Source organism: Streptomyces sp. BR123 (genome assembly GCF_013401435.1).
Lineage (GTDB): Bacteria > Actinomycetota > Actinomycetes > Streptomycetales > Streptomycetaceae > Streptomyces.
On the sequence record NZ_JACBGN010000284.1, the window covers coordinates 1 to 9,217 of the forward strand.

Consider the following 9,217-nt stretch of genomic DNA (forward strand, 5'->3'; position numbering starts at 1 on the left):
GGGATGGAGCGGAGGCGACGAGCAGGGGGCGGCCGTGTGGGAGGGCGGCCAGGACGTCGCCGAGCCGCCCGCCCGCAGAAGGCGGGCACAGTACGAGAAATGTGACCGGGGGCGAACACCCCGGAGGAGGCGCAGTTGCGACACGCGGGAGCGGTCGGGGGCTCAGCGGTGGTGGCCGGCGTGCGCCAACTCTGCGAGAAGCTGTTCCGCCTCGGGTGCGGGAAGCCGCTCTTCGAGTAGCGGCAGGTAGATCTCCTCTTCTTTCGCGAAGTGGACCTTGACCAGCGTGTACAGGCCGTACAGGACGCGTCGGAGGGCGGCCTGCCGTTCGTCGTTGAGCCCGTCCCGGTCCACCGCCTCCCGCAGCGTGTCCAGCTCGCGTGCCAGCCGGCCGACCTCGACGTGTTCCCTGGACATCGTCGCGGTCGCTTCGGCGGCGCCCATCACTCGATCGATCGCTGGATACAGCACCCGGTCTTCGGCTTCGGCGTGCGGGATGAGGTGATGCGCCAAGAAGCGCTGGAGGCCGGCGAGCGCGGTGCCGAGCGCCTCCGGCGTCGTTCGGCCCACGGTATCGGCGACCGTGCGCAGTCTTTCGATGTGTGGCAGCAGGTCCGCGTGCTCGTCGTGCAACTGCTGGGTCAGCGTGGTCACGGTCTCCTCCTTGCTCGGCCGGGCCGGTGGCAGGTCGAACACGGTGGTGGTGCCTGTCCCACCGGCCCGGTGGCCGGCCGGCCCTGCCCGGCTTCGGGCGGGAGGGGCCGACAACCGGGGCCGGCACATCGTCGTGACTACCGGGGCGGCCGACTGCGCCGGAGATGGCCCCAGAGCCCCTCCGCAAGATCTCGCGGTCTTCGTGTCCCTCGTTCTCAGGCTACGGAGCCTCGACGGCTCTCGCCCTGCGAGGAGCGGTCCTGGATGTTGGGGCCGAGGGTCATGGGTGCGGGGCTCACCGCTGTGCGGCCTTCCCTGCCCTGACTGGGCGGCAAGGGGTCGGCGGTGGCTTCTGGGTGCGCCGGCCGAGACCCCACCGACAACAGGGGCTACGCCGTCATCGGCGACCCGGTGACGCAGGGAGCCGACGTCGGCCTTCCGGAGGTCCGGAGCGATACCTTGCCCGTACCTGCCCCGCTCGAAGCAGGCCCCGGCACTCCGCGGGAGCAGGCGTGGGGGACCGCCACGGCGCGCGGTCCTGCCGCGGTCCTGCAGACGACGCGAGCAGGGCCCACCACCCGTACCCGGGCCGTGGACCGGTCCGCTGATGCCCCTTCACCGTTGCGGACAGTAGTCAAACAGTCCCTCCCGGCAGCCGAGATGCCCGCTTGACCCCGCTTCGGCGTACCCCGGTGGCGCGTCACCTCACGGGGCGTGATTGGATCTTGGACGTCGTCCCTCGTCGGAGGGAAGACAGGACCAGCAAGGCCGAAAGATGGGGAACGGGGAACATGCGCAAGACGGTTACCGGGCTGGCACTGCTCGCTGCAGTGGCGCTGCTGACCGGCTGCGGGAGTGACAGCGGAAAGGACGGCGGCGGGAAGGCGGACGGCGCGGGCGCCACGGGCTCGGTGTCCCAGGGCGCTTCGCCCGCGGCCAAGGAGCCGGCCGCCGCGAAGGGGAGCGGCAACGCGACCCATGAGGTGACGTTGGAGGTTTCCGGGCAGGGCAAGGTCCCGCTCATGTACAACGCCGAAACGAGCGGCTCCGAGCAGCAGGCGGTGCTGCCGTGGACGAAGACGGAGACCGTCAAGCTCATCGGCGCGGAACAGAAGGTGGGGCGTCTGGTGACGGTCGTCCCCGGATCGGTCCAGGGCGCCGACGGGATGCTGCAGCAGGCCTCGTGCGTCATCAAGGTCGACGGCAAGCAGGTCGCCGACAACGACGGCGGAAAGAACCCGAAGGGCTGCCTGTACAGGCTCAAGTAGCGGCGCTCCCCCGCCGCCCGGACCTTCCCTGCCGGGGAGGTCCGGGCGGCGTCCCGGCCGCCGTCGGCCTCCCGGCGCCGGTCGGCCGGGCCGGCTCTACGTACACGTGGGGGCGGTGGTGGAGAGGGAACGGGCGGCCCCCGCCCAAGTGCCGCGGGGCTCGGCCTCCCCCCGCCTGCCGCTCCTCGGCCTGCCGCAGTGCCTCTGCCGCTGCGCCGGCCGCGATCAGCCCACGCGATGTCGAGTGCGCACCGGGCCTGCGCGAAGGCCTCGCCCGTATAGCGCGGCCACGAGGCCAACGCTGCGAGCGGAAGGAAGACGAGCAGGACCACGCTCGCCGCGATCGCCGGCAAGCGGTGGCCCGCCCGTACGGCCGCGCACACCGCGAACGGGCACGCCACAGCGGGCACATCGAACCCGCCTCCTGGTACCCGGCAGCGCCCGGCCCGCTAACGGCGGGCACAGCCACGGGCGCCCGGCCCCGCGCGACCGGCGCAGGCCCGCCGGCCCGCCGTGCCTTCATGCCGGCACCCTGACCAGCCCTGCCACAGGCGAGTCCCCCTCGCGGTCGAGCGGCCGACTACCGCACCCGCGGTACACGCACCATGCCTGCCGCAACTGCGGCAGCGCGAAGTGTCTGCAACCGCCGGACGACCGGCAGCCGGTCCGGCGGGCACGATCTCACCACCCGAACGAGACCGGCCTCACGCGCCCTACACGAAGGAGCACCCCATGTCCGCCGACCACCTGCTCGCCGCCAGCGTCCACACCTTCAGCCTCGGGCGCCTCGGCGCCGCCACGGGCGCGCTCCTCGGCCTCGCAGGCGTGGTCATGGCCCGCCCCACCAGCCGCCCCGGCGCCGTACCGGCCATGGCTGCGGGCATGATCAGCCTGGCGCTCGGCGGCCTGGTCGCAGCCACCGCCCCGGGCGGCCTCGGCACCGGCAACGGCCTCGGCGGCGCCTATGTCGCCCTGCTCGTCGGAGTGGCCGCCACGGTCCTCGGCGGCTGGGCCCTGTCCCGCTCCCGCCGCACCCGCTGACCGCTGACCGCTGACCGCTGACCGCTACGGGTACGACCGGGCGCGGCGGTGGCTCTGCTCGTGTCGGCCGGGCTTCACGGGCCGGCAACCGACGGAGGGTCTCTCTGCTCTCAGTCGGCCGACGGCCGACTGCGGCGAACGCGCGGTGGCGCGGTCTCCGTCGCGCGCTCGCCGTCGGGTGTGGGCGCCTTCGGCCCCGCACGGCCTCCGGCGTCTGCTCGTACGTCATCGGCAAGGGCTCCGGGAACGGGCCACCCGGTCAGGTGGCCTGGGGGTGCCCGAAGAGCAGGTCGTACCCGGGAGGGAGTTGGAGGAGGACGCGCTGCAGGAGGTCCTCGTCGACGGCGTCGGCGACGACGCTGAGCACGGCGCTGACGTCCCAGGCGGCGGTCCGCTCGGTCGCGCCGTCGATCCAGGCGGCGGTCGCGCGCACGAACCGCTCCGCGTCGAGGGGTTCTGCGGCCCGGAGCGGGTTGAGCAGGATCAGCGCGTAGGTCTCGGGCAGGCGGGCCGCGATCCGGGCGCGGTCCTCGCCGACGAGGTGCGCGCCGAGCAGGGCGAGGACCACGCGTGCCGCGCGGTCGGCCTCCTGCCGGGAGGAGTACTCGCCGCGTTCTTGTACGTGCTGGATGAAGGCGTCCCATCGCAGGGTCATGGCGCGTGCCTCCGGGGGGCTGGCTGTTTCGCGCGTGCCTGGTGTGGTGCGGACGGGGAGGACGGGAGAGTGGGAGGGGCTTCTCCCGTCCTCGGCGGGCGCACCGCCGGGGAAGGAAGCCGACGGTGCGGCTGCTGAAGGGGACGGCGCGCTTGCGCTGGTGGCGCCGGCCGGTCAGGCGCTGAGCTGCTTGCGGCTGCCGTCGCCGATGGCGATCTTGCGCGGCTTGGCGCGTTCGGCGATCGGGATCCGCAGGGTCAGCACACCGGCGTCGTAGTCGGCCTCGATGTGCTCGGTGTCGAGGGTGTCGGCCAGCATCACCTGCCGGGAGAAGACGCCCAGGGGCCGCTCGGAGAGTTCCATCTGGGTCTGGTCCGACTTGGGCGCGGGCCGGCGTTCGGCCTTGACCGTGAGCATGTTGCGTTCGACGTCGATGTCGATCGCGTCCTTCGTGACGCCCGGGACGTCGAAGGCGATCACGTACGAGTCGCCGTCGCGGTAGGCGTCCATCGGCATGGCGGACGGCTTCGACCACGTACCCGGGCCCATGAGCTGTTGGGCGAGGCGGTCGATCTCACGGAAGGGGTCAGTGCGCATCAGCATGGGAGAACACCTCCTGATGTGTCTGCAATGGGTAGCCAGTGCGCTTCAGGTTCCTCCGTTGTAACATGTCATCCAGGCGATGACAAGTAGGTGTGACATCAGAAGGGTGACACCCCGGCTGTTGCAGACGAGGACGACAGGCGACCGGTCATCCAGCACACCCGAACCACCGGAGGCAACATGACCCCCGACCTTCCAACCGGCCGAAGCGCTCCCGGCTCGCCCGTTTCCTTCCTCGCCGCCGCGGCGGCACTGGCCGACATCGAGCGGGCGCTGAGCAGCGCCCCCGGGCCCGGGACGGACGCCCCGGACGATCCGCAGGAGCCGCTGGCCGCGCTGCTGCTGCTCCGCGAGGTCCGCGAGCGGCTGGCCGGCTGGGAGTCCGGCCTGATCGAGACGGCCAGGGCGGCCGGTGCCAGCTGGGCGGACCTGGCCGGCCCGCTCGGTGTGGCCAGCCGCCAGGCCGCGGAACGCCGCTACCTGCGGGTTCGGCCCGGAGCGGCAGGGGCTACCGGCGAGCAGCGGGTGCAGGCGACCCGCGACTCGCGCGCCGCGCAGCGCACCGTGGACGCGTGGGCCCGCGACCACGCCGCCGACCTGCGCCAGCTCGCCGGTCAGGTCACCGCCCTCACCGGTCTCGACGCCCCCGGCCGCGCCTCGCTCGGCCGGGTACTCCAGGCCCTCGGCGGAAACGATCCCGCGACCCTGGTGAACCCCCTCGCGGCCGTCGCACCCCATCTGCGCCGAGGCCATCCCGACCTCGCGGACCGGATCGACGACCTCGTCCACCAGACCGACCGCCTCCGCGCCGACAGCGACCAGCGACGCCGCACCACCTGACGCACCCACCAGTCCCTGGTACGGCACCGCCGCAGGCGGCTCGGTGGCCGTCGACGACAACCGATGTCGAGGGCGGTGACCTGGCCGGAGGCCGCCCCCTCAGACGCCGGGACCGGTTCCGCCCGGCGGCAGATGGCGCGGGAAGCCAGTGCGTGGAGGAGGCCCGATCCGCGGTCACACCCTCGGCGGTGGCGGCTCTCCGCGCCCGGAGGGCGGAGAGCCGTCGGAAGCCGACCGGCGGGCGACGCGCCGCGGGGCCTCGGCGACGGGGTGGGACTCGGACACCGCGCCGCCCTGGCCGGCGGAGGGGGATCAGCCCCCGACGGGCCGGAAGATGCCGCCGGGAATGACCACCGGACGGTCGATCTTCTTGAGGCGGTATTCCATGCTCACGTCATCGATCAGGAACGGCATCCGGTTCGCCGCGTCCTCGATCGCCATGAAGCTGATGTTCACCTTCTGCGGGGAAGAGCGGTAGAAGGCGTCCGGCAGCGTGACCGTCACCTTCTCGTAGGAACCGTTGGTACCGGCCTTGTTCATGCGGTCGTGCAGCTCGAAGGGCGTTCCGTCCTCCGCCGTGGCCTCCACGATCAGCTGGCGGAAGCCGAAGCCGCTCGTCCCGCTGTGGACCACGTCGCTGCGCACCCAGAACGACAGCACGGGAACCCGGTGCGCCGGGACCGTGACCTGCTGCGAGATGCGGCTCATACCGGTCAGGCCCTGGCCGCCCAGCTCCGCCTTGCCGGTGCCCGAATGCGCCGGCCACGCGGAGGAGTTGTTGATGGGATGCCCGGTGAACGGGGTCACCTTCTCGTTCCAGGACGCGTTGCCGCTCTCGAAGCCGGGGTTCGCCACATCGGACGTGCCCGCGCTGGCACTCGGTGCGGCCATGAACATGCCCGTGGCCGCGACGGCGGTGGCGGCGGCGAGCATGCTCGATCTCCGCGCTCTCTTTCTCATGGATCTCCTGGCTGTTTCTCGGTTCTGCGAACGGGGACGCGCCACAACAGCCGGGCGGCCGGCCCCCGTACACCCCGACGGAATGTCAAAAGGATGCTGCGGCGGGCCCTGCCCAGGAGAATCGGTAGTCAGCCGTCTCGACCGCGGCGCACACTGTAGCGCCTCGGTATGACAACCGCTCGTCCGGGATCAGGCGGTCCGTATCGGTGGTTGAGCCGGCGGCAGCCCGTGAGGTCGTCGTCAAGGTCGAGTACAACCGCACCCGCCTGCACGTCGTCACCTTTGCGGGGCCGGGACTCCGCCGGGTGGCGCAACGTACCTTGCTCCCGGCCGGATCACTTGCTGGTGTGGCCGATGTCCACACCTTCGTTCCACATCGCAGGAGGTTCTACATGCGTGCTCGTCAGCTACTCGGCCTGGCCGCCGCGTCCGTTGCGCTGGCCGCTCTCGCCCCCGTGGGTTCGGCCGTCGCTTCGACTCATCAGGCCGCGCCCGTGTCCGTGACGGCCGAGGCCTGCGTCTCCGGTGGAGGCAAGGTCGTGAAGCAGGTCGGCGCGACGATTTGTGTCGGAGGCAAGTTCAACGGCCAGGTGGTCGTCGGATAACGCAGGGCCACAGTCGCCGCTTCGAGCTTCGCCCTGGTATCGCATGGGCGACCTTCCGAAATCGGGAGCGGCGGGCGGGAGGAACTCGAGGGGCCCGGCCGGAATGCCGGGCCCCTCGTGGGACAGGAGCGGGGTGGATCGCACCGCTGCCGCCGGCCGTGGCGGGCGATCGTCCCGGCACCCGGCCTGCAGTCGGCGGACATCGAGTGTGGACGTCAGCCGCGGCGGCCCCGGCGGGCGTGCTTGCTGACGGCCTTCCACTGCTTGCGGACCTCGGCCATGGCGGCCGGGTCGTCGCGGCGCAGCCGGTAGTCGATCTCGTCCTGGAGCTTGCGCCAGTGGGCGAGGCGGTCCGCGGGGAGGGTCCGGGAACGGACCGCCTCCTCGACGGCGCAACCGGCGTCGCCGTCGTGGGAGCAGTCCCCGAAGTGGCACTGCAGGGCGTGGGCGGCGATGTCGCCGAAGACGTCGTCGACGGAGCGGCGGCTGGCCGTCAGCTCCAGGGAGCGGATGCCGGGGATGTCGAGGAGGACGCCGCCGGAGGTGAGCAGGTGCAGGCGGCGGGTGGTCGTGGTGTGGCGGCCGCCTGCGCGGCCGACGGCCGCGACCGCCTCCTGGGTGCCTTCCAGGGCGTTCAGCAGGGAGGTCTTGCCCGCGCCGGACGGGCCGAGCATGACGGCAGTGGTGCCGGGGCCGAGGTGGGAGCGGAGGGTGTCCAGGCCCTGGCCGGTGCGGACGCTGATCGGGATGACGGGGATGCCGGGGCTGAGCTCCTCGGCGCGGGCGGCGTCGGTGAGGCCCCCGTCGGACGTGCAGTCGGCCTTGGACAGGACGAGGACGGGCTGGGCTCCGCTGTCCCAGCCCATGACCGAGAGGCGCTCGACCATCTTGGCGTTCAGTCCGCTGTCGAGGGGGACGACGAGCAGGACCGTGTCGATGTTGGCCGCCATGACCTGCGGGCCGTTGCCGGCGCCGGCGGGGCGGGAGAGGGCGGAGCGGCGTTCGGCGAGGTCGTGGATGCGGCCGTCGGCGCCGAGGACCGCCCAGTCGCCGGCGACGGGGGTGGTGTGCAGGGCCGGTGAGACGCCGGCGCTGTGGGCGGTGAGGGGGCCGTCGGCGGAGGCGAGGAGGACGTCGCAGACGCTGCCGTGGTTGATGACGACGCGGGCCGGCGGGGTGTGGGCGGGCCAGCGGTCGTGATCGGCGGCGGTCCAGCCGAGGCGGTCCAGGGCGGCCGGGGAGGTCAGCGTGTCAGTCATGGGGGTTCCCCTCGGTGATGAAGCCGGTCCAGGTACGGCGCAGGCGGTCGCCGGCGGTGGTGTCGACGCGCTGGACGGCGTGCATGGTGCGGGCGCGGAAGACGACGAGGCGGTTCGGGCGGGGCAGGATCAGGGCCGGGTGGGACGGGCCGGCCACGAGAGCGGCGCCGTCGCAGGCGTCGGCCCGGGACTCCTCGTCGACCACGGCCAGGCCGCCGCCCCAGGAGGCGTCCCAGTGGTCGTGCGCGAAGTAGACGTAGGCGCCGATGCGTCCCGCGCCGGCATCGTTGTGCCAGCTCAGGCGGGAGCCGGCGGGGTAGCCCCAGGCGCTGCGGGTCAGGGCGAGGCCGTCGGTGCCGGGGCCGGCGCCGAGGACGTCGAGATGCGCGGTGATCTGCTCCTTCACGGCGCGCTGCCAGGGGGGCGTGTCGGATGCGGGGTGGGGGTCGGCCAGCGGCTGCTTGTCCTCGCCGCCGCGGTAGGCGAAGCCGTCGTAGACCGGGTCGATGGTGGACAGGACCGGCTTGAGGCGGACGGCGGCGAAATCGGCGGCGGTACGTGCGAAGTCCGCGTCGGGGAGCAGGTCGTCGATGACGACGAAGCGGCTGCCGCGGGAGTGGACGCGGGCGAGGGCGGAGGTCGCGGGGGCGTCGAGGACGGTGGGGGTCACGGGCTTGTCTTCCTTTCCCGGCCCGCGAGGCGGGCGGCGGGCAGACCGAGGAGCACGAGGAGGACGCAGACGGTGAGGAACACCGCGTCGTAGTGGCGGGTGAGGAGTCCGCCGGCGAGCATGCCGAGGGGGACGCCGACGGCGTTGACGAAGTTGTCGACGGAGCCGACGCGGGACAGGTACCGCTCGGGGATCTCGCTCTGGTAGGCGGTGTCCCAGACGATGCCGCAGGCGGCGGTGGCCAGGGCGCACAGCGCGAACGATGCGCCGATCACGAGCGTCGGGAGCTGGTCGCGCAGGATCAGTGCGGTGAACTGGAGGACGGCGCCGAGGGTGACGACGATCGCGGCGGCCCGCCAGGGGTGCTGCTTCGACGCCGAGATCACGGAGAGGGAGCCGAGGAGGGAGCCGATGGCGAGGCAGGTCGCCAGGACGGACCAGGCGCCCGTGCCGCCGAGGGATTCCACCGCGATGACGGGTCCGGCGACGGCGGTCAGGCCGATGCCGAGGGAGACGACGAACCACAGGGCCATGCCGACGCCGAACCAGGGGAAGCGTGCCATGACTGCGAAGGCGTCACGGAAGCGGTCGCCCTCCCCGTCGCCGTCGTCGCCGTCCGCGGGTGCCGCGGTGGCGGTTTCGGGGGCGGGGCGGGTGCGGCG

At 72.8% G+C, this 9,217-nt stretch carries 11 protein-coding genes and 1 pseudogene; 4 read left to right on the forward strand and 8 right to left on the reverse strand.

The features are described 5' to 3' along the window. Positions 1 to 162: 162 nt before the first annotated feature. Entirely contained in the window at positions 163 to 654 is a 492-nt protein-coding gene (locus HYE82_RS29795; RefSeq protein WP_179177298.1) for a hemerythrin domain-containing protein, read from the reverse strand. Between the two features lie 791 nt (positions 655 to 1,445). Here HYE82_RS29795 and HYE82_RS29800 point away from each other — a divergent pair. Next, complete coding sequence (locus tag HYE82_RS29800) at positions 1,446 to 1,922, forward strand: hypothetical protein (protein WP_179177299.1); 477 nt, start codon at positions 1,446 to 1,448, stop codon at positions 1,920 to 1,922. A 178-nt stretch (positions 1,923 to 2,100) separates the two neighbouring features. On the opposite strand, the pseudogene HYE82_RS38545 reads toward HYE82_RS29800, so the two are convergent. Continuing rightward, positions 2,101 to 2,427 (reverse strand): annotated as a pseudogene (locus tag HYE82_RS38545) (sensor histidine kinase); the annotation flags it as partial. Positions 2,428 to 2,654: 227 nt separating this feature from the next. Here HYE82_RS38545 and HYE82_RS29805 point away from each other — a divergent pair. Beyond that, the gene (locus HYE82_RS29805; RefSeq protein ID WP_179177300.1) at positions 2,655 to 2,963 is read left to right on the forward strand and encodes a DUF6223 family protein; all 309 of its coding nucleotides are present in this window, start codon (positions 2,655 to 2,657) and stop codon (positions 2,961 to 2,963) included. A gap of 259 nt (positions 2,964 to 3,222) precedes the next feature. Here the strand turns inward: HYE82_RS29805 and HYE82_RS29810 are convergent, their stop codons facing one another. Both HYE82_RS29810 and HYE82_RS29815 read right to left on the reverse strand, forming a co-directional pair. Continuing rightward, entirely contained in the window at positions 3,223 to 3,618 is a 396-nt protein-coding gene (locus HYE82_RS29810; RefSeq protein ID WP_179177301.1) for a DUF2267 domain-containing protein, read from the reverse strand. Between the two features lie 174 nt (positions 3,619 to 3,792). Next, positions 3,793 to 4,221, reverse strand: a complete 429-nt coding sequence (locus HYE82_RS29815; protein ID WP_179177302.1) for an Hsp20/alpha crystallin family protein — start codon at positions 4,219 to 4,221, stop codon at positions 3,793 to 3,795. A 180-nt stretch (positions 4,222 to 4,401) separates the two neighbouring features. Between HYE82_RS29815 and HYE82_RS29820 the strand changes: the two genes are divergently transcribed. After that, positions 4,402 to 5,061, forward strand: coding sequence for a type III effector protein (locus HYE82_RS29820; protein ID WP_179177303.1), 660 nt, complete (start codon positions 4,402 to 4,404; stop codon positions 5,059 to 5,061). A gap of 312 nt (positions 5,062 to 5,373) precedes the next feature. Here HYE82_RS29820 and HYE82_RS29825 read toward each other — a convergent pair whose 3' ends face one another. Next, the gene (locus tag HYE82_RS29825) at positions 5,374 to 6,021 is read right to left on the reverse strand and encodes a hypothetical protein (RefSeq protein WP_179177304.1); all 648 of its coding nucleotides are present in this window, start codon (positions 6,019 to 6,021) and stop codon (positions 5,374 to 5,376) included. Positions 6,022 to 6,413: 392 nt separating this feature from the next. On the opposite strand from HYE82_RS29825, the gene HYE82_RS29830 reads away from it, so the two are divergent. Then, positions 6,414 to 6,626: a hypothetical protein gene (locus tag HYE82_RS29830; RefSeq protein ID WP_179177305.1), complete on the forward strand. Its 213-nt coding sequence runs from the start codon at positions 6,414 to 6,416 to the stop codon at positions 6,624 to 6,626. Positions 6,627 to 6,841: 215 nt separating this feature from the next. Here HYE82_RS29830 and rsgA read toward each other — a convergent pair whose 3' ends face one another. The 3 genes from rsgA to HYE82_RS29845 form a co-directional block, all read right to left on the reverse strand. After that, positions 6,842 to 7,885, reverse strand: coding sequence for a ribosome small subunit-dependent GTPase A (gene rsgA, locus HYE82_RS29835; RefSeq protein ID WP_179177306.1), 1,044 nt, complete (start codon positions 7,883 to 7,885; stop codon positions 6,842 to 6,844). Next, positions 7,878 to 8,555 carry a 2OG-Fe(II) oxygenase gene (locus tag HYE82_RS39100; RefSeq protein WP_179177307.1) on the reverse strand — a complete coding sequence of 226 codons (678 nt, stop codon included), beginning with the start codon at positions 8,553 to 8,555 and terminating at the stop codon, positions 7,878 to 7,880. The genes rsgA and HYE82_RS39100 overlap by 8 nt, the downstream gene beginning before the upstream one ends. Then, on the reverse strand, positions 8,552 to 9,217 hold a 666-nt coding region (locus HYE82_RS29845; RefSeq protein WP_218783221.1), incomplete at its 5' end, for a hypothetical protein. The genes HYE82_RS29845 and HYE82_RS39100, both read right to left, overlap by 4 nt.